Here is a 19584-nt window from a genome sequence, read left to right on the forward strand (position 1 = left end):
TCCGCCGCGATCACGGATGCTTGCCGTCGAAGCAACGGCGCACCGGAAAAGGGAACTGCACGAGGAAGTGCGGGAGAGGAGGGACACAACAGCACACGGCGGGCGGCTGGGACCGGTCCCGTCGGATCAAGGGGGCATACCATGAGGGATATGATCCGTTTCACTGCGCGCAAGACAGTATTGGCCGCGAGCGCGCTGCTTTGTTGCACTGCACTGACGACACCGGCTTTCGCGCAGGCGGCCGCCGATGAAACCAGCGAGGACGGCAAGGACATTGTCGTCACCGGTTCGCTGGGCGCTCTGCCGATCGAGGGTGTCGGTTCCGTCTTCGGCTTCGACAAGACCGTGACCGAGACGCCGCGCTCGGTTTCCACCATCAGCGCCGAGCAGATGGAACGCTTCGGCATCACAGACATCTACGATCTCGTCGCGCAGTCGCCGGGAACGTTCACCAACTCGTTCTTCGGCGTCGGCGGTGCGCTCGACATTCGCGGCACTCCGGGCGAAGTCTACTTCCGCGGCATGCGCCGTCTCGACAACCCCGGCAACTACCCGACCCCGATCGCCGCGTCCGAGCGTATCGACATCGTGCGCGGTCCGGCCTCGCCGATCTACGGCCCGTCGAAGACCGGCGGCTACATGAACTTCGTCCCCAAGTCCGCCCGCGTGCAGGGCGGGTCGTACATGTCCAGCCCGGAAGGCAAGATCTCTTTCACCGGTGGCAGCTGGAACAAGGCCGACATGCAGGCCGAAGTACGCGGTCCCGGCAAGATCGGTACGCAGGAATTCGGGTACAGCCTCTACGCCGAGGTCGAGGATTCCGGCAGCTACTACGAGAACATGTCGACCAAGCAGACGATCCTGCAGGGCGCTTTCGACACTGACCTCACGCCCAGCCTGCGCCTTGAGTTCGGCGGCATGTACCAGCGCTATCGCGGTCAGCAGAATGGTGGCTGGAACCGCCTGACGCAGGACCTGGTGGACAACGGCACGTACATCACCGGCTCGGCGATCTCGCTCGACACGAATGGTGACGGCCAGATGTCGCAGCAGGAAATCAACGAGGCCTTGCCGGGTGGCCTGTCGATCTTCGGCGGTTTCGCCTGCGGTGGCGGCGTCTTCGCTAGTTCGATCACGGACGCCTGCTTCACCAATCCCGAAGACGGCACGATCAATCCTAATACGATCCTCAACCTGCAGAACGTGGGTACGACCAAACTTAGCCGTCGCAAGACCCTGACCGGCAAGAACGATCGCCTCGACAACAACGGGACCACGTTCTACGCCGACCTCATCTGGACCGGCCCCGGCGACATCGAGATCAAGAACCAGGCGTTTTACGACAGCTACGAGAACATGAACGAGAACGCCTACGGCTTCTCGCAATTCCATGACTCTTACGTCTTCGAGGACAAGATCGTCATCTCGAAGACGATCGAGAACGACGTTGGTAAGTTCGCCTTCCAGCTCTCGCCCTCGATCCGCTACACGCACTTCAAGCACGGCGAGGACTTCAACTACGAATACTTCCACCGTGTCGACCTGAGCGTGGGCTATACGCCAGCCAGCGACCGCCTGCTGTCGACCGAATGCGACTGCGACTACACCAGCTACGTCTCGGGCCACTACACCGACCTTGCCTTTGCCGGCCTCGTCGATCTCGATTTCAAGTTCGGCCTCGATATCACGCTGGGCGCGCGCTACGACCGGATCAAGGGCGTCTCCAACTACAACATCGCCAAGATGGAAGAGGACCCGGGCTTTGCGGGGGCCAAGGATACCAAGGGTGCATGGTCGTGGTCGGCAAGCGCCAACTACAAGCTTCCCTTCGGCATCATTCCCTACGTCACCGCCGCACGCCAGTCGGTCGTGATCGTCGGGCAGGGCGCAGAGCTTGACCCGGCCAACCTGCAGGCCGGCACCTGGATATCGGCCTCGAAGCTCTACGAAGGCGGGGTGAAGGGCAGCTGGCTCGATGATCGCCTCTACGCGGCGGTTTCGGTCTACAAGCAGAAGCGCACGGATTACTCCTCGCAGTCGATCACCGTGAACCAGGCGGTCGAGACCAAGGGCCTGGAGGCCGAGATGCGCTGGGCGGTGGACGACCACCTGCTCATCACCGGCGGCTATACCCGTACCAAGGTCTATAACCTGACCGCGCTGCAGGACGGTACGCTGTTCAGCTTCTTCGGCATCGAGGATCTGGTCAACGTCTCGAACCCGGCGCTTTACCTCGGCGGCCAGCCGATCGGTCTGGTTCCGATCACCTCGAAGAGCGATGCGCGCCGTGCGGGCATCCCGACCAACCTGTACTCGCTGACCGCGACTTATGCGTTCGACAACGGCCTTGCGCTGTCGGGCAGCATGGTTTCGGTGGACTCGGTCTATTCGGGCCAGTCGCAGGCGGTCAAGCTCCCGGCATACACCAAATTCGACGCGGGGCTTACTTACGAGACCGGCCCGTGGCTGTTCCGTGCGGTGGTCAAGAACGTGACGGACAAGAAGTACTTCCGCGCAAACTTCACCGAACTGTTCGGATCGACCATCGTGCTGCCGGAACTGCCGCGCAGTTTCCAGGGTACGGTTTCCTACAAGTTCTGATCCCCCGAGGGGGAGCGTCGGCTAAGGCCGGCGCTCCCTTGCGGATTCGATTGAAAGGTTTCCCATGCGCTCCCATACGCTCGCGACCCTCCTGGCGGGCGGCATTCTCGCCACGGCCGCACCGGCGTTCGCCGCCGATGTTTCGGCTCCTGTTCCAGCACCGACGACATCCGCCGTGGCGGACTGCGATCCCGGCGCGGCCTGCGATCATCCGCTGCCGGTCAAGGTGGTGATCGTCTCGCTGTTCGAGATTGGCAAGGACGAGGGCGATGTCGCCGGCGAGTTCCAGCTCTGGAAGACCCGTCGCGGGCTGACCCAGCGTATTCCCTTCCCGCAGGGCTTCCACGACCTCTACTACAATCCCGAGACGCAGGTGCTCGGCATGGTGACGGGCGTGGGCACTGCGCGCTCGACGTCGGCGATCATGGCGCTCGGGCTCGACCAGCGTTTCGCGCTGGACCATTCCTACTGGCTGGTCGCCGGTATCGCGGGCATCGATCCCGAGGACGCCTCGATCGGCTCGGTGGCCTGGGCGCGCTACGTCGTGGACGGCGACCTTGCGCACGAGATCGACGCGCGCGAAATCCCTGCCGACTGGAAGACCGGATATTTCGCGCGGAACACCAAAGGCCCCAACGACATGAAGGGCAAGCCGGACCCCTCGGGCGGCGAAATCTTCGAGGTCAGTCCCTCGCTGGAAAAATGGGCTTATGACCTGACGAAGAACATCGAACTGCCGGACACGCCCGCGATCGCTGCGGAGCGCGCGAAGTTCGTGGATTACCCTCACGCGCAGGAAGCCCCATTCGTGCTGGAAGGGGACACGCTTTCCGCGATGACCTTCTGGCACGGGGAGAAGCTGACCGACTGGGCGAACGACTGGGTCCGCTACTGGAGCGGCGGCAAGGGCGAGTTCGTGACGTCCGCGATGGAGGATACCGGCGTCATGCAGGCAGTGACCTATCTCGACAACATCGGCCGCGTCGACCGCGACCGCGTGCTGGTGGTGCGTGCCGGTTCCAACTTCACGATGCCCCCGCCGGGCGTCGATGCGGCGACTTACCTGCTGCGCGAGAACGAGGGTTATGCGGGGCTCGAGGCGGCGGTGGAGAACCTCTACACCGTGGGTTCAAAGGTGGTCGACGAACTGCTCGGCAACTGGGATCGCTACAAGGACGCGACGCCCTGAAGCGCAGGTCAGGCGCGCCCGCTCAGTAGGCGGGCGCGTTGCCGAACTGGAAGCCGGTCGATACGGCCCATGCGAAGGCTACCGCGATTGCGATGCCGATGAGCGCCTTGACCGGCGACCAGTGCAGGTCGGCAGCGTCTTCGTCGTGTGCGACCGGGCGCTTGCCGGTCACCATCGGCCGGACGAGGTTCTGCCGCTTCCACGCGAGGTAGAACACCACTGCCACCACGTGAAGCGCCACGAGTGCCAGGATCACGTTGAAGATCGTAGAGTGCAGGTCCGAGGCGGCCGAGGACTGGTCGAACGACACGTAAGTCGCCAGCGGCCCATCGTAGAGCATGTCGATGTCGCTGGAGAACAGGCCCGCTATCACCATTGCGCCGACCGCCAGCAGCATGGCGATGACGCTCCATCCGCCGAGCGGATTGTGCCCGTCGGCATGGCTGGCCGTCCGGTGGCCAAGGCCCTTGAAATAGGCTGCGACCGCGCTCGGCCCACGCACGAAGCTGGAGAACCGCGCGGTGCGTGGGCCAAAGAAACCCCAGTAGACGCGGAAAACCAGCAGCGCGAGGATGCCGTAGCCCGACAGGCGGTGGCGTTCGAGATCATGCTGTTCCCCGCTCCACCACGAAAAGGCGATGAGCGCGACCAGCAGCCAGTGGAACAGGCGAACGGTCGGGTCCCAGACGGGTGTGGTGGAGCGGGTCATCTATGCCTCAGTCGTCGGCGCGGAACTGCTTGTGGCAAGAGCCGCAGGTGCCGCCCACGGCCTTGAACTGCGCGCCGATGGCGGCGGCGTTGCCGGTGCCCGCCACGGCGACCAGCTTGTCGGCCTGCGCGATGTAGGCCTTCATCGCACCGTCGAAGGCGGCGCGGTTGGTCCAGATCGCGGGCAGGGCTTCGGTCTTCACGCCTGCCGAAGCACCCGAGCCGTTGGGGAACAGCCCGGCTTGTGCGCGGCCGGTGGCGGCCAGCGTCTTGGCCGCGGCGACGGCCTGCGCCTTGTCGATGGATCCGCTGGCGAGCTGGTCCTTCAACACTTTCATCGCGCCGCCCATCTTCTTGAAATTGGCCTGGCGCGTTGCGATGGCGGTCTGGGCGGGCGAGGCGGCAACGGCCATCGTACCTGTCACGGCGACCACGGCGGCGGACATGCCGAGGACGGCAAGCGAAAGCTTCTTGGAAAGCGTCATGGTGTGTCGATCCTGATCGGGTTGTTGGGATTCAAGGACGATTGGTGGCTAACACAGGCGCGGCCTTTTGGCCAAAGACTTGATCGTAGACTGCTTTTACCGTCGCAAGACCGCCCTCGGCCATCTGCGCCGGGGTCGTGCCCTTGCCATTGGCGCGATCGGGCCTCGCGCCGTGCGCCGCCAATACCCGGAGCATGGCGCCAAGTTCCTCGTGCATTCCTCCGCCGATCACCAGGTGGAGCGGCGTGGTGCCCCTCGCGTCGCCGACATTGGCGTCGGGCGCCAGGGCAAGTGCCTCCTCCAGCGCGGCGGCACTGCGTCCCGAGGCGGCGGCGAGCACGACGTTCACGCCGTTCTGTGCGACGAAGCGGGGGTCCGCGCCCCGCTCCACCAGCCGTTTCATCACCGCGACCTGACCGGCCTGGGCGGCCAGCAGCAGCGGCGGGGTCGGCGGGACCGGCGCGGGGGCCATGCCGAAATTTGCTTCGGTCACCCACGTGATGCGGGATGGACCGGTGAGCCCGTTCACGTCCGCGCCCTTTGCCAGCAAGGCATCGACGAGCGCCGTGTCTCCGCCCATGGCGGCGACGTGAAGCGGCTGTTCGCCGTTGCGGTCCCGCTCGGCAAGGTCGAAGCCCGATCCGGCGAGCATTTCCGCCGCGCGCCAGTTCTTCCAATAAAGCGCCAGTTGAAGTGCGCTGGTGTTTTCCGGGCCGCAATGGGCGGCATCCGCTCCCGCATCGAGCAGGGCGCGGGTGGCAGCGCCCGATCCGCTGGCGATGGCGAAGAACAGCGGGGTGAAGCCGGCGGCGGTGACCCGGTTCGCTTTCGCTCCGGCCTTGAGAAGCGCCACGATGGCCTCGGCATTGCCGGCGGAGGCCGCCCACATCAGCGGCGTCTGCCCGCGGGTATCGGATGGGTCGGCCTTCGCACCCTTCGCCAGCATGCGAGTGACCGCCTCTGCGGAAGAGAACCTTGCGCAGACCGCCAGCGGCGTGCTGCCGTCGGGTCCAGCCTTGCGCACGTTGGCGCGGGCGTCGAGCAGTTGTCCGACGATGGCCGTACTGCCGCGCTCGCAGGCGAGCGACAGGGGGGTGAGACCCTCGGAATCCGCGACGTCGGGCTTGGCGCCATGGTCGAGCAGCACGGCGACCAGCGCCGGGTCCTGCGTCTCGATGGCGCGGGCGAGGGCGCTTTCGCCGTACATCAGCGGGGCATTCGCGTCACCGCCGGCTTCGAGCGCGGCCTTGACGGCGATGGGATCCGCCGTAGTCAGAGCATCGGCCAGTGTGTCCGCATGGGCAGGGGCACCCGGCGCGAGAAGTGCCGCGCCGGTCAGCAGCGCCACAACTTCACGCATCGGTCAATGCTCCCAGCGGGGCGGTGCTGTCTCCGAACTTCGCGGCGGGTACGTCCAGAGCATGCAGGCCGGCGAGCATCAGGTTGGACATCGTCGTGCCCTTTTCCACCTTCGTGTGCCGCCCGCCCTTCACCAGTCCACCCGCGACGATCACTGGCAGGTCCATGTAGTCGTGCTCGTTGGAATCACCGAAGGCGGAGCCGCGGATCACCAGCGTGCGGTTCAGCAGCGAGGCATCGCCGTCGGCTGTGTCCTTCATCTTCTGCAGGTAATAGGCGAAGAATTCCATGTGGTAGCGGTTGATCTTCGCCAGCTGCGCCATCTTGTCCGGGTTGTTGCCGTGGTGGCTGAGCATGTGGTGCGAATCCGGCACGCCGATCTCGGGATACGTGCGGTTCGACAGCTCGCGCCCGATCATGAAGGTGCCGACGCGGGTGATGTCCGCCTGCATGGCCAGTACCTGCAGGTCGATCATCAGCTTCACGTGCTCGGCGAAGTCGTCAGGGATGCCTGCGGGTTGCTGCAGGCCGGCAGCCTGTGTGGTGGCGGGCGAAGCGGCGCTGCGCTGGATGCGCTTCTCGATGGCGCGGGTGGCGTCGAGGTATTCGTCGAGCTTGCGCTTGTCCTCCATGCCCAGCAGCCCCGAGAGGCGGCGGGTGTCGTCCATCACGAAGTCGAGGATCGAGGACTGGCGGCGCAGCTGGGCGAGGCGGCCTGCCTCGTCGGTGTCGCCATCGCCGAACAGCCGCTCGAACACCGCGCGCGGGTTCGCCTCGACCGGCAGCGGCACCGTGGGAGTGAGCCACGAGATGCCGTTGGTGTAGGCGCAGGAATAGTTGATGTCGCACGATCCGAGCAGGCTGGCGGTGTCGATGCCAAGTTCCAGCGAGGCGAGCGGGGTGGCATCGCCCAGGTGCTGCGCGAAAACCTGATCCATCGATATCCCTGCGCGGATGTCCGGCCCCTCGGTCTGCTTGGCATGGGCGCCGGTGAGGAACGCGGGGCAGGAGCGGCCGTGCCCGGCGGGCCTGTCGCCCATCGCAGCGGCCTGCGGATGGCCAAGACCGGTGATGACCGCGATCTGGTCGCGATGGGGGGCAAGCGGCTGGAGCGATGACGGCAGGATGTAATTCGCACCGGTCGTGGTCGGCACGAAGTCCGGCATGGTCATGCCGTTGGGGGAGTAGAACACCTGGAGCCGCTTGGGCCTTGCGCCGAGATCGGCGGCTTTGGCGCTGGGCATCATCGCTTCGAGGAAGGGCAGCGCCATGGCGGCACCGGCACCGCGCAGCACGGTGCGGCGCGAGAGGGCGGGGCGGATCACTCTCATTTCATGGCCTTCCGGGGAGTGGCGATCAGAGACAGGGCGGCGGGCCTTGCCGACGGTGCTTCGACAAGCTCAGCCTGAGCGGAATTGAGAGCGCTTTTGCCAGAGACATAGCCCCAACCCCGCTCACCCTGAGCTTGTCGAAGGGGCAGGCGCGGGGTCTGGCCATAGGCCGCCTTGAACGGCTGCGGCATGCGGCGCAGGGTGAAGGCGGGGCTCTGCGCGATCCCACGCACGATGGTCTGGATGCGGTACTGGTCCGCCGCCGCGCCTGAGGCGATGGCGCGCACCGTGGGCATATCGTTGGCGGAGAGACCCCGGGCCAGCGCGTAAGTCATCAGTCGTTCGGTGAAGGCGCGGGTGAACTCGTCCTTGTGGTCCATCAGGACCTGCTGGAGCCCGGTCAGCCCGTCGAACCTGAAGCCGTCCGGCATCGTCGCGACAGTGTCGATGGGCTGGCCTGCATCGACCGTGCGCCACTGGCCAACGGCATCGAAGTTCTCGAGGCTGAAGCCCATCGGGTCCATCTTCACATGGCAGGCGGCGCAAGTCGGGTTCGCGCGGTGCAGTTCAAGCTGCTGGCGTGCGGTGAGCAGGCGGCCGTCGTGGCTGGTCTTGAGCGCGGGCACGTCGGGCGGCGGCGGGGGCGGCGCGGCGGCGAGCATGTTGTCGAGGATCCACTTGCCGCGCTTCACCACGCTGGTGTGGTTGCCGTAGGATGTGACGGTAAGGATGCTCGCCTGCCCCAGTAGCCCGCCGCGATGCCATTCGGGGCGCAGCGCCACGCGGCGGAAGGCGGGGCCGGAGACGCCGGGGATGCCGTAGTGCTCGGCAAGGCGCTGGTTGAGGAAGGTGTCGTCGGCGGTGATGAAGTCCAGCACCGGGCGGTCGTTGCGAAGGACGTCCGCGAAGAACATTTCCGTCTCGGTTGCCATCGCGGATTTCAGGCGCACGTCGAACTTGGGGAACACCTCGGTATCGGGGCGCTGCTGCTCGAGGTTGCGCAAGTAGAGCCATTGCCCGGCGAAATTCGTCGTCAGCGCCTTTGCACGCGGATCAGCGAGCATGCGGGCGATCTCGGCATTCAGCACGGTGGGCTGGCTCAGCTTGCTCTGTTCGGCAAGGGCCAGCAGGCGCTCGTCGGGGATCGAACTCCACAGGAACAGCGACAGGCGCGTTGCCAGTTCGAGATCGGAGACTCGGTTGACGCTGCCGGGCATCGCGCCTTGCGGATCGCGCTCCACCACGAAGAGGAACTCCGGCGACACCAGCACCGCTTCCAGCGCGGCTTCGATGCCATGCTCGAAGTCCGAGGCCTTGCGCTCCTCGGCATAGATGCGCTGCAGCGGGGCCACGTCGAACCCGCCGACCGGGCGGCGCCATGCGCGGCGGGCGAGGGAGGTGATGATCTTCGTGGCGCAGGCCTGTTCCTCGCTCGCCTTTTTCGGACGGCAGAGGAACACGGCGCGGCGGCTGGCGGTGTCTGGCACGCCGGCGGCATCGAACGGCCCGGCGACATCGACCTGCAGCACGTCGCGCGGGAAGTTCTGCTGCGAGTAGCGCTGGTTCATGCGGTAGCTGGGGACGCTGAGCGTCTTCGCCAGCTTGCCGTCCACCCAGACGTCGAGCGGCAGCATCTTGGGCTTGTCGAGCGGGAGCGGCACCTTGTCGGTATCGTTGCGCAGTACCTGCACCGCCTCGGAAGGTGCGAAGGTGCGGCGGAACGACAGCGCGACGAGGTGCGAGCCCGCCGTCATCGGCACGCGGGCGGTGAACTTGTCCTCGGCCAGCCGGTCGGTTTCGTTGTTGGTGTTGGCGTTGAGCCATGCCGAAACGTCGTACTGGCCGTCGTAGCGCGCGTAGTAGTGCTGGGCGTAGCCGCCGCGCGAGGCGAGTGGGAGGTTCGCGCCCGCGCGTTCGTTGTAGCCCGGCACGCCCGAGTTCTGGACCGAGCCGTCCTTGGGCACCTGCCATGTCGTTACCACCTCGCGCCGTGAGGTGAGGCCGGTGGCCATGCGGCCGACCTTGCCCGCGACGGCGACATAGCGCTCCATCAGCGTGGGCGAGACGGAGAGGACGTCGGCGATGTTGTCGAAGCCGAAGCCGGAGTTGTCGGCAGGCAGTTCACGGCTGAAATCGACGTCGAGCGCCAGCAGATCGCGCACCGCGTTGGCGTATTCCATGCGGTTGAGGCGGCGGATCGTCCCTCGGCCGGGATCGGGATTGGCGGCGAGGTAGCCCGCGCGCGAGGTGTCGAGCCAGTTCACGAAGGCGGCGCGCATCTGCGCCGAGGGCTGGGTCTTGCCGTGCGGGGGCATTTCCCCGGCGGCGACGCGGCGCAGGATCTTTTCCCACTCGTCGACGTGTTTGCCGGTGCGGATGTCGTCGGCCTTGAGATCCTCCACCGAGAGATCGGCGATCATGTCGATGTCGTTGTGGCAGCGCGAGCAGTATTCGCCCAGCATCGGTTCGACGAAATCGGCGGCCTGCTGCGGCGTCATTGCGGCGAAGGTGGGGGTATCGTCTCGTGATGCCGCGTAGACCGTGACGGCGGACACGAGCGCGCTTAGCGCAAGCGTCGTCCTGCCAAGGTTGTGTCGCCCGAAGAGGCTCATCGAATGTCCCGACCCCATGGCCTGATCCGCGTCTTCGCAGGTATCCGGCGTGCCCTGTCCCGCCGAGGCGGGTCCTGTTGGGTTATCGCACTATCGGGAGGGGGTGTTGACGTCCAGCGTCAATAACCGGACATGGCGTGCGGGAAATTAGAGCAGGGTACGGTTGTCTGCGGGTAGGTTGTTCACGGCCAGCGGTCCCGGATCAAGTCCGGGACGACGAGGGGCTTAAAGCGAACCGATCGCCAGGAAGCGCTCTTCGCGCTGGCGGATGAGGTCGGCGCTCGAACGGCGGCTCAGCGCATCGAGTTCGCGGCCTACGGCATCGGCCAGTGCGCGCGCCGTCGCGGCGGGGTCGCGGTGAGCGCCGCCGGTGGGTTCGGGGACGATGCCGTCGATCACCTTTAGGCCCAGCAGATCCTGCGCCGTCACCTTCATCGCGGTGGCTGCATCCGGGGCCTTGTCGGGCGTGCGCCACAGGATCGAGGAGGCGCCCTCGGGCGAGATCACCGAGTAGACCGAGTGCTCCAGCATCAGCACAGTGTTGGCGGCGGCAATCGCCACCGCGCCGCCCGAGCCGCCTTCGCCGACGATCACCGCCACCATCGGCACGCCGAGGGCAAGGCAGGCTTCGGTCGAGCGGGCGATGGCTTCGGACTGGCCGCGTTCCTCGGCCTCGACGCCGGGGAAGGCGCCTGCGGTGTCGACCAGCGTCACGACCGGCAGGCCGAACTTGCTGGCCATCTCCATCAGGCGCATCGCCTTGCGGTAGCCTTCGGGCTTGGCCATGCCGAAGTTGTGCTTGATGCGGGTGGTCGTGTCGTGGCCCTTTTCGTGGCCGATGACCATGACCTTGCGGCCGTCGAGCGTTGCCAGACCGCCGATGATCGCGGCGTCCTCGCCATAAGTGCGGTCACCGGCGAGCGCGACGAAATCGGTGAAGATCAGACGCAGGTAATCGACGAAGTGCGGGCGTTGCGGGTGGCGAGCCACCTGAGTCTTCTGCCAGGGCGACAACTTGGCATAGGTCGCTTCCAGCATGCCGGAGCTTTTCTTGGCGAGCTTGTCGATCTCGCTCTCGATGTCGAGGTCGCTGCCGTCGGCGGTGGCGCGCAGTTCGGCGATGCGCGCTTCCAGCTCGGCGATCGGCTTTTCAAAATCGAGGAACGAAATCATGCTCTTCCAGTCCGTGTCGTAGGCGGGAGAGTGCCCGGCCGATACCACAATGCTTCACTTCAACCGTCATCCTGAACTTGTTTCAGGATCCATTGTGCCGATCGACCCGCCATGCGGGCTGAGGGATGGACCCTGAAACAAGTTCAGGGTGACGAGGGTGGTATGGGGTGGGCGTTTCGCTCGCCCCATACCGTCAACTCAGTCGACGGCCCGCTTGGCGAGCCAGTCTTCCAGCCACTTGATCGTGTAGTCGCCCGAGTTGAACTCGGGGTCTTCCAGCAGGGCCTGATGCAAGGGAATCGAGGTCTTCACGCCATCGATCACCATCTCCTCGAGCGCGCGCTTGAGGCGCATGATCGCGCCGTTGCGGCTGCGGCCCGAGACGATCAGCTTGCCGATCATCGAATCGTAGTACGGCGGGATGCGATAGCCGGCGTAAAGCCCGCTATCGACGCGCACGTTCATGCCGCCCGCCGCGTGGTAGCCCGTCACCTGACCCGGCGAGGGGGTGAAGTTCCACGGGTCTTCCGCGTTGATGCGGCATTCGATGGCGTGGCCCTTGAACTCGATCTCGTGCTGCTTGAACGAGAGCGGCTGGCCGTCGGCGATGCGGATCTGTTCGCGCACCAGATCGACGCCGGTGATGGCCTCCGTCACCGGATGCTCCACCTGCAGGCGGGTGTTCATCTCGATGAAGTAGAACTCGCCGTTTTCCCAGAGGAACTCGATCGTGCCCGCGCCGCGATAGCCCATGTCGGCCATCGCCTTGGAGACGATGCCGCCCATGCGGTCGCGCTCTTCCGGCGTGATGACGGGCGAAGGGGCTTCTTCCAGCACCTTCTGGTGGCGGCGCTGCAAGGAGCAGTCGCGCTCGCCCAGATGCACGGCTTCGCCGTTGCCGTCACCGAATACCTGGAATTCGATATGGCGCGGGTTGCCGAGGTACTTTTCCATGTAGACCGTGGCGTCGCCGAAGGCCGCCTTGGCCTCCGAACGGGCCTGGCCCATCTGGCTCTCAAGCTCTTCGGCCGAGTTCACGACCTTCATGCCGCGACCACCGCCGCCCGAAGCGGCCTTGATGATGACCGGGTAGCCGATCGTCTCGGCCAGCGCGCGCGCCTCGTCGAAGTCCTCGATCGCCCCGTCCGAACCGGGGACCAGCGGCAGGCCGAGGGCACCGGCGGTGCGCTTGGCCTCGACCTTGTCGCCCATCGTGCGGATGTGCTCGGGCTTGGGGCCGACCCACTTCAGGCCGTGGGCCTCGACGATCTCGGCGAAGCGGGCGTTCTCGGAGAGGAAGCCGTAGCCGGGATGCACCGCGTCGGCCTGCGTGATCTCGGCGGCCGAGATGATGGCGGCGACATTGAGGTAGCTGTCCTTCGCGGCGGGCGGACCTATGCAGACCGCGTGGTCTGCCAGGCGCACGTGCATCGCGTCGGCATCGGCGGTCGAGTGGACCGCGACGGTCTCGATGCCCATCTCGTGCGCGGCACGGTGGATGCGCAGCGCGATTTCGCCGCGGTTGGCAATCAGGAGGCGCTTGATGGCCATGTCAGTCCCGCTCTCAGCCGATCACGACGAGCGGCTGGTCGTATTCGACCGGCTGCTGGTTGTCGACGAGGATCGCGGTGACGGTGCCCGCCTTGGGCGCGACGATCTGGTTCATGACCTTCATGGCCTCGACGATGAGGAGCACGTCGCCCTGCTTCACGGTCTTGCCGACCGAGATGAAGTCGGGCGCGCCCGGCTCTGCGGCGAGGTAGACGGTGCCGACCATCGGCGACTTCACGGCATCGACCGGCGCGGCGGCAGCGGCAGGTGCGGCCTCAACGGCGGCGGCAACCGGAGCGGCAGCAGCAGGAGCCGGGGCATAGCCCATCGGCGGCAGGGCGGCGGCCATCTGCTGGACCATCTGGCGCGAGACGCGGATCTTGCGATCGCCGTCCTCGACCTCGATCTCGGTCAGGCCGGTGTCGGCCAGCAGCTCTGCGAGCTCGCGTACCAGGGCGCTATCGATATTCACGCGACTTCCTTTCGTGCAAGATAACCGAGCAGCGTTGCCAGTGTGTCTTTCAGGTCCTTGCGGTGGACCACCATGTCGACCATGCCGTGAGCATGGAGGTACTCGGCGCGCTGGAAGCCGTCGGGGAGTTTTTCTCGGATCGTGTCCTGGATCACGCGCTGGCCGGCAAAGCCGATGAGCGCGCCGGGTTCGGCGATCTGCACATCGCCGAGCATGGCGTAGCTGGCGGTGACGCCGCCGGTGGTGGGATCGGTCAGGACGACGATATAGGGCAGGCCCGCTGCGGCAAGGCGGCGGGTGGCCACGGTGGTCTTGGGCATCTGCATGAGGGACAGGATGCCCTCCTGCATGCGTGCGCCGCCGGCGGCGGTGACGATGACGTAGGCGCACTTTTCAGCGATCGCCTTCTCGGCACCGGCGACGAAAGCCTCGCCCACGGCCATGCCCATCGATCCGCCCATGAACTTGAAGTCCTGCACGCCCAGTACCGCTTTGGTGCCGTTCAGTGCACCGTAGGCGTTGGTCAGCGCATCGGGGTAGGGGTTGGCGGCGCGGGCGGCCTTGAGGCGGTCGGGATACTTCTTGGTATCGCGGAAATTCAGCGGGTTCTCGGGAACCTTGGGGGTCGGCAGGACGGTATAGCCGGTGTCCAGCAGCAGGTCGAAGCGGGCCTTGGCGCCGATGCGGCCGTGGTGCTCGCACTTCGGGCAGACCGAAAGATTGGCCTCGAATTCCTTGATGAAGAGCATCTCGCCGCAGCTCGGGCACTTCATCCAGAGGTCATCGGGCGTATCGCGCTTGGCGAGGCTCGATATGGAATTGCGGACCTTGCTGAGCCAACTCATTCGATTTCGTACCAATCCTGCGGAAAAGGGCCTTCGAGACTGGCCTTTTCCCCTTTGTTTCGGCGCGTCTCGTGCGCATACGGCGGCGACCCGGGAAAGCGCCGGAGCCGTATGAGGCGCGCCCATTAGAGGAATCCGCGGCGGGCTCGCAAGCCAATTCGGGACAGCCTGTGGGCAACTGTACGGCGACGGCATCGCGGGGGCGTAACGGCAGGGCGATGCCAGTGGCCAGATTGGATACGAAATTTGCCGAAAAGTGAATATTTTATGGGATATTTCGTGAAATTGTACTCATATTCTTTTCCAAAGCGTAAAGCACGCTTTTCCTCGTCTCAGACTTGATCCGGAACCGCCGGCAGTCTTTAGATGAGGCTGGGCGGCGTGCGGCGGGTCGGCCGTTCACGACCAGCGGTCCTGATCAAGTCCGCGACGACGAGGAACCGACATGGATACCCCCGCTTCCGCCTCCATCGTCACCTTGCGCAGCGCATACGACGAAGCGCGGGGCGAGCGGATCGACCTTCATGTGCCGGTGGAGGCTCCCGTCGCCATCGAAACCAACGGCATTGCTTATGCCGTGATGATGGCAACCCCCCTCCAGATCGAGGACTTCGTTACCGGTTTCCTGATGGCCGAGGGTCTCGCGCACGCGCACGAAGTGGGTGAGGTCGCTGTGTATGCCACCGAGAACGGGCAGTGGGGCGCAGGCTACGTTGCTCGTGTGAACCTGCCAGCCGAGCGGCTCGGCCCCATCCTCGAACGCGCGCGGCGCCGGGTGGGCGACAGTTCCTGCGGTATCTGCGGGATAGAGGGTGTGGATGCGGCCCTGCGTCCGCTGCCGCCGCTCTCGCGCAAGTCCGGTGCGAGCCCGCAGGCGATCCGGCGCGGGCTGGACGCCATGGGCAAGGGGCAGGAACTCGGCCGCCACACGCGGGCGACGCACGCCGCCGCATTCTGCGACGAGGCGGGGCGACTGCTCGCGCTGCGGGAGGATGTCGGGCGGCACAATGCGCTCGACAAGCTGGTGGGCGCGCTGGCGCGGGCCAATGGTGGACGGGGGATCGATCCGGCGCAGGGCTTCATCGTCATGACCTCGCGCTGTTCCTACGAACTGGTGGAGAAGACCGTGCGGGCAGGCTGCCCGCTGCTGGTGACGATCTCCGCGCCGAGCGACCTTGCCGTGCGGCGCGCGCAGGCGGCGGGACTGGCGCTGGCGGTGCTGGCGCGTGAGGATTCCATGCTCATGGTCGATCCTGGTCAGCCGTTCGTCGAAGGTTGAGGTCCGGTTCTCCTTGCAGACAGGCGGGAGCACACATAGGTTTGCGGACAACCGGGTTTTCACGAGGATCTTTGCATGGCTACGGCCGTTGAAACTGCTGGCGAACTCAAGCTTACGCCGCCCGATCCGGTGCCCACCGTCGCGCCGGAGCGCGCGGCGGGTCTCGTCGCCATCGGGGATGAGGCGAAAAGCAAGCTGCAGGTGCGCGTGGACGAGTTCGTCAACGATCTCGTCGCCGAAGACGCCGCATCGCCGGAGTTCGGCCGCAAGGTGGACCAGATCACCAACATGGGCCGCAAGGAGATTTCCGAGGCTTCCGGCCACTCCAACCGTTTCCTCGACCGCCCGGTGCGAGCGATGGACAAGGACGCTGGCGTTGGGGCCGATCTGGCGGAGCTGCGCCGCACGGTCGAGGACCTCGATCCCAGTCGCAAGGGCAAGCTGCTGGAGCCGCGCAAGATTTTCGGGGTGATCCCCTTTGGCAACAAGCTGAAGAACTATTTCGACGGCTACCAGAGCGCGCAGGGTCATATCAGCGCGATCCTCGCCCGACTGCAGGGCGGCAAGGACGAACTGCTGATGGACAACGCCGCCATCGACGTCGAGCGCCAGAACCTGTGGGCTGCCATGGGCAAGCTCGAACAGATGATCTACATGGCCCGCACGCTGGATCAGGCGCTGGAGGACAAGGCCAACGACCTCGACCACAGCGATCCGGCCAAGGCCAAGGCCGTGCGCGAATCGGCGCTGTTCTATGTGCGCCAGCGCACGCAGGATCTGCTGACGCAGATGGCGGTTTCGGTGCAGGGCTACCTCGCGCTCGATCTGGTGAAGAAGAACAACGTCGAACTGGTGAAGGGCGTCGATCGCGCCTCGACCACAACGGTCGGCGCGCTGCGCACGGCGGTGACGGTGGCGCAGGCGATGGCGAATCAAAAGCTGGTGCTCGACCAGATAACCGCGCTCAATACGACGACCGCGAACATCATCGACGGCACCGGCCAGATGCTCAAGGACAACACCGCGCGCATCCACGAGCAGGCGGCGAACTCCACCATTCCGCTCGAAACGCTGAGCCGCGCCTTCCAGAACATCTACGACACGATGGATTCGATCGACACCTTCAAGCTCAAGGCGCTCGACTCGATGAAGCAGACCGTCACGTCGCTCGAAGGCGAGATCGGCAAGTCCAAGGCCTACATCGCCCGCGCGCAGGGACAGTCCGAAGGTCTGGCGGCAGGAGATGACGCCGCTGCCAGGACGCTGCTGGAGGCGCTGGACTAACCGACGATGGCTCACGTTCCAGCAAGAGTATCGCAGGACATCGTGCGCGCTGCCCGGCGCCAGCGCGCGGCGCGCATCTACAATGCACGCAAGGAACAGTGGCGCTTTCGAATGCGCCGCCTGCGCCGCGCGTTCCTTGCGATGGCGGGGGTCTACATCGCCGGGCTGGTAGGGGCCTTGGTGCTTGGCGGGGTGTCGTTCACCGCAGGGCTGCTGACGTTCCTGCTGGGACTGGCGGTGTTTGTGGTGCTCTCGATCTTCCCGGCGACACCGCGCACCCATGTCGAGGACCTCAACGCCGCCAGTCTCCCCGAACTCGCCGGCTCGACCGAGTTGTGGCTGGAAGGCAAGCGCAAGGCGCTGCCCAATGCCGCGGTCGATGCGGTGGACATGATCGGCGTGCGCCTGGAACAGCTGGCTCCGCAACTGGCGGTGCTTGACGAACGCGGCCCTGCCGCGCGCGAGGTCCGCAAACTGCTGGCCGAGCATCTGCCGGAAATGGTCAACAGCTATACCCGCATCCCCGCACAATTGCGGGGCAAGACCGGTGCAGGCGGGACGTCGCCGTCCGAACAGCTCGTCGACGGACTGTGCGTCATCGCCGACCAGATCGAGGCGATGAGCGAGGACCTGTCCCGGAACGACGTCGATGCGCTGGCTACGCGCGGTCGCTTCCTAGAGGTGAAATACCTCGACAAGGAGTGATCGCTCCGGCGGCGCGCTCCCGCCCCACGGTCATGGTATCGCTGCACCTCAATCGAGGGGAGCGGACCCGGTGCACAAGATCCTGTTGTTCATGAAGCGGCGGCCGGACATTTCGGTCGAAGAGTTCCGGGACTATTATGAGACCCGCCATGCGCCGCTGGCCGCGAAATATTCGCGTGGGGTGACGCGGTACATCCGCCGCTACGTCGATCCACAAGTGCATCCGGAGACCGGAGCATTCATCGATGGCCCCGACGTCATCACCGAATTGTGGTTCGCGGACGAGGCGATCTATCGCGGGACGCTCGCTTACATCACCACCAGCCTGATGCCGGAGGACATCGTCGAGGACGAGAAGAACCTGTTCGACCGGACCTCGTTCCGCATCGCCACGGTCGTGGAGCACGAGACGGATTTCGAGTGACGTGCGCTGGCTTCAACTGATCAGGCAAGCGGCGGGGGCTTCGACAGGCTCAGCCTCAGCGGAATTGGGAACCGGTCTTCAATTTTCGCTCAGGCTGAGCCTGTCGAGGCCCCTTCGCATGGCATCTCCCCATCTGCGGGCAGTCCGGACCGAGGTTACCAGCGCACACCTTCTTCCTTCGGCTTCCACGCGATCGGCCGTTCGTAGGACGGGTCCTCCCGGCTCCACTGGTGCTTGAGGAAGCCCTTTACAGCGTCCGAGAACACCCAGTTCGGATCGGCATCCGCCGTCATCTCGATGGTGCAGCGGCGCACGGCGATGCGCCATTCGCCGTCACGCTTTTCCAGCCGGTCGAGATAACGGCCGAAGGCGATGGAGGTATGGCTGGAATCCTTCCAGAACAGGCCGCCGACCACATAAGTCTCGCAGTTGGCGGTATCGCCGTCGATCTCGCATAAATGATTCGTGATGTTGTGACTGGTCGCCTGAAAGCCCCAGCGATGACCGGCATTGGCGCGTTCGGGATAGTCGGGGGCGAAGGTCACGACGGCGCCGTGCTCGTCCACGCCGTCTTCCCACCAGCACGACGCGATCTGCTCTACGTCCTGCCGGTCGCGCGCGCGGCATTCGCGCACGATGCAGTCGAGGATGTCCTGCCGGTCCTTGAGATAGGCGACTGTGGCGGCAAGCTCGGCGACGCCGTCGGTCATTGGCCACTGCCTTTGGTGTTGAGCAGCCCGATGATCCCGCCATCCACCCGGATATCGACGCCGCTGACGTAGGATGCGGCGGGCGAGCACAGGAATTCCGCGACCGAGGCGATCTCGTCACCCTGGCCCATGCGTTGTTGCGGGACCATGCCGATCAACGCGCGGAGTTGCTCGTTGGCCTCCGCCTCGGCATTGCCCATGGGCGTTGCGATGAAGCCCGGCGCGATCGAGGCGATGCGCAGGCCCCTGGCGCCGAATGCGGGCGCCTCGCGCTCGACGATGCCGATGACCGCGCGCTTGGAAATGGCGTAGGCCATGCCGGGATGATCCATGTGCCCGGCGATGCCTTCGCGGTTGCCGGTGGTCACGAAGTCCCGGATCGACGCCAGCAGCGCGGGATCGCCCAGCATGTAGGCCGAGACCGAAGAGATCAGCACCGCGCATCCCCCGGCCTCGAAGTGGGGGAGGAGCCCGGCAACGAGCCGTTCGGTCGCGTCGTAGTTCACCGCGAAGATACGGGCACCGTCACTCATCGTCGGGGACAGGCCCGCAGTATGGATCAACGCGGAGATCGGCGCACCGTCAAGTCGGGCGACAACTTCCGCCGGAAAGTCCTCCGCCGCGATGTCGGTGGCGAGGATATCGACCTTCCCGGCACCGGGTCGCAGTTCCTCGGCCAGTGCCTCGAGCCGCCCGGCATCGAGGTCGCAAAGGAGGAGAGGGCGGCCCTGCGCGGCAAAGCGCTGCGCGGCCGGACGGCCCATGCCGCCTGCGGCTCCGGTGATGACGACGGTTCCGGTAGTCATGCTCTCTCCCTATGGGTCCCTGGCGGTTTGGGCACACCTAAAGACAGCCA

General features: G+C 65.6%; 17 protein-coding genes. 6 read left to right on the forward strand and 11 right to left on the reverse strand.

Annotated features, from left to right (window positions below; all coding sequences use genetic code 11):
- Nucleotides 1-141: 141 nt before the first annotated feature.
- Both ACODRZ_RS00455 and ACODRZ_RS00460 read left to right on the forward strand, forming a co-directional pair.
- The gene (locus tag ACODRZ_RS00455; RefSeq protein ID WP_488969055.1) at nucleotides 142-2601 is read left to right on the forward strand and encodes a TonB-dependent siderophore receptor; all 2460 of its coding nucleotides are present in this window, start codon (nucleotides 142-144) and stop codon (nucleotides 2599-2601) included.
- 64 nt (nucleotides 2602-2665) lie between these two features.
- On the forward strand, nucleotides 2666-3790 hold the full coding sequence (locus ACODRZ_RS00460; RefSeq protein ID WP_488969056.1) for a purine nucleoside permease: 1125 nt from the start codon (nucleotides 2666-2668) through the stop codon (nucleotides 3788-3790).
- A gap of 22 nt (nucleotides 3791-3812) precedes the next feature.
- Here ACODRZ_RS00460 and ACODRZ_RS00465 read toward each other — a convergent pair whose 3' ends face one another.
- The 9 genes from ACODRZ_RS00465 to accD form a co-directional block, all read right to left on the reverse strand.
- On the reverse strand, nucleotides 3813-4499 hold the full coding sequence (locus ACODRZ_RS00465) for a cytochrome b/b6 domain-containing protein (protein ID WP_488969057.1): 687 nt from the start codon (nucleotides 4497-4499) through the stop codon (nucleotides 3813-3815).
- A 7-nt stretch (nucleotides 4500-4506) separates the two neighbouring features.
- Nucleotides 4507-4983 carry a c-type cytochrome gene (locus ACODRZ_RS00470; RefSeq protein ID WP_488969058.1) on the reverse strand — a complete coding sequence of 159 codons (477 nt, stop codon included), beginning with the start codon at nucleotides 4981-4983 and terminating at the stop codon, nucleotides 4507-4509.
- Nucleotides 4984-5014: 31 nt separating this feature from the next.
- Complete coding sequence (locus tag ACODRZ_RS00475; protein ID WP_488969059.1) at nucleotides 5015-6343, reverse strand: ankyrin repeat domain-containing protein; 1329 nt, start codon at nucleotides 6341-6343, stop codon at nucleotides 5015-5017.
- The gene (locus ACODRZ_RS00480) at nucleotides 6336-7673 is read right to left on the reverse strand and encodes a DUF1552 domain-containing protein (RefSeq protein ID WP_488969060.1); all 1338 of its coding nucleotides are present in this window, start codon (nucleotides 7671-7673) and stop codon (nucleotides 6336-6338) included. Before ACODRZ_RS00480 ends, ACODRZ_RS00475 begins: the two co-directional genes overlap by 8 nt.
- Entirely contained in the window at nucleotides 7670-10285 is a 2616-nt protein-coding gene (locus ACODRZ_RS00485) for a DUF1592 domain-containing protein (protein ID WP_488986157.1), read from the reverse strand. The genes ACODRZ_RS00480 and ACODRZ_RS00485 overlap by 4 nt, the downstream gene beginning before the upstream one ends.
- 225 nt (nucleotides 10286-10510) lie before the next feature.
- Nucleotides 10511-11458, reverse strand: coding sequence for an acetyl-CoA carboxylase carboxyltransferase subunit alpha (locus tag ACODRZ_RS00490; protein WP_488969062.1), 948 nt, complete (start codon nucleotides 11456-11458; stop codon nucleotides 10511-10513).
- 198 nt (nucleotides 11459-11656) lie between these two features.
- Nucleotides 11657-13009 (reverse strand): acetyl-CoA carboxylase biotin carboxylase subunit, encoded by a 1353-nt coding sequence (gene accC / locus ACODRZ_RS00495; protein WP_488969063.1) that lies wholly within the window; start codon nucleotides 13007-13009, stop codon nucleotides 11657-11659.
- A 13-nt stretch (nucleotides 13010-13022) separates the two neighbouring features.
- Nucleotides 13023-13481: an acetyl-CoA carboxylase biotin carboxyl carrier protein gene (accB, locus tag ACODRZ_RS00500; protein ID WP_488969064.1), complete on the reverse strand. Its 459-nt coding sequence runs from the start codon at nucleotides 13479-13481 to the stop codon at nucleotides 13023-13025.
- Nucleotides 13478-14326, reverse strand: coding sequence for an acetyl-CoA carboxylase, carboxyltransferase subunit beta (gene accD, locus ACODRZ_RS00505; RefSeq protein WP_488969065.1), 849 nt, complete (start codon nucleotides 14324-14326; stop codon nucleotides 13478-13480). The genes accB and accD overlap by 4 nt, the downstream gene beginning before the upstream one ends.
- 445 nt (nucleotides 14327-14771) lie before the next feature.
- Here accD and fdhD point away from each other — a divergent pair, with 445 nt between their 5' ends.
- From fdhD to ACODRZ_RS00525, 4 genes are all read left to right on the forward strand, one after another.
- Nucleotides 14772-15605, forward strand: coding sequence for a formate dehydrogenase accessory sulfurtransferase FdhD (gene fdhD / locus ACODRZ_RS00510; RefSeq protein ID WP_488969066.1), 834 nt, complete (start codon nucleotides 14772-14774; stop codon nucleotides 15603-15605).
- 75 nt (nucleotides 15606-15680) lie between these two features.
- Nucleotides 15681-16889, forward strand: a complete 1209-nt coding sequence (locus tag ACODRZ_RS00515; RefSeq protein ID WP_488969067.1) for a toxic anion resistance protein — start codon at nucleotides 15681-15683, stop codon at nucleotides 16887-16889.
- Nucleotides 16890-16895: 6 nt separating this feature from the next.
- Nucleotides 16896-17594: a hypothetical protein gene (locus ACODRZ_RS00520; protein WP_488969068.1), complete on the forward strand. Its 699-nt coding sequence runs from the start codon at nucleotides 16896-16898 to the stop codon at nucleotides 17592-17594.
- Nucleotides 17595-17664: 70 nt separating this feature from the next.
- A complete protein-coding gene (locus tag ACODRZ_RS00525; protein WP_488969069.1) occupies nucleotides 17665-18018 on the forward strand; it encodes an EthD domain-containing protein in 354 nt (117 codons plus the stop codon).
- A 155-nt stretch (nucleotides 18019-18173) separates the two neighbouring features.
- On the opposite strand, the gene ACODRZ_RS00530 is transcribed toward ACODRZ_RS00525, so the two are convergent.
- Nucleotides 18174-18728, reverse strand: coding sequence for a nuclear transport factor 2 family protein (locus ACODRZ_RS00530; RefSeq protein ID WP_488969070.1), 555 nt, complete (start codon nucleotides 18726-18728; stop codon nucleotides 18174-18176).
- Nucleotides 18725-19534 carry an SDR family NAD(P)-dependent oxidoreductase gene (locus ACODRZ_RS00535; RefSeq protein ID WP_488969071.1) on the reverse strand — a complete coding sequence of 270 codons (810 nt, stop codon included), beginning with the start codon at nucleotides 19532-19534 and terminating at the stop codon, nucleotides 18725-18727. The genes ACODRZ_RS00530 and ACODRZ_RS00535 overlap by 4 nt, the downstream gene beginning before the upstream one ends.
- Between the last annotated feature and the right edge of the window lie 50 nt (nucleotides 19535-19584).

The sequence above is a fragment of the Novosphingobium sp. FG90 genome, assembly GCF_057808725.1.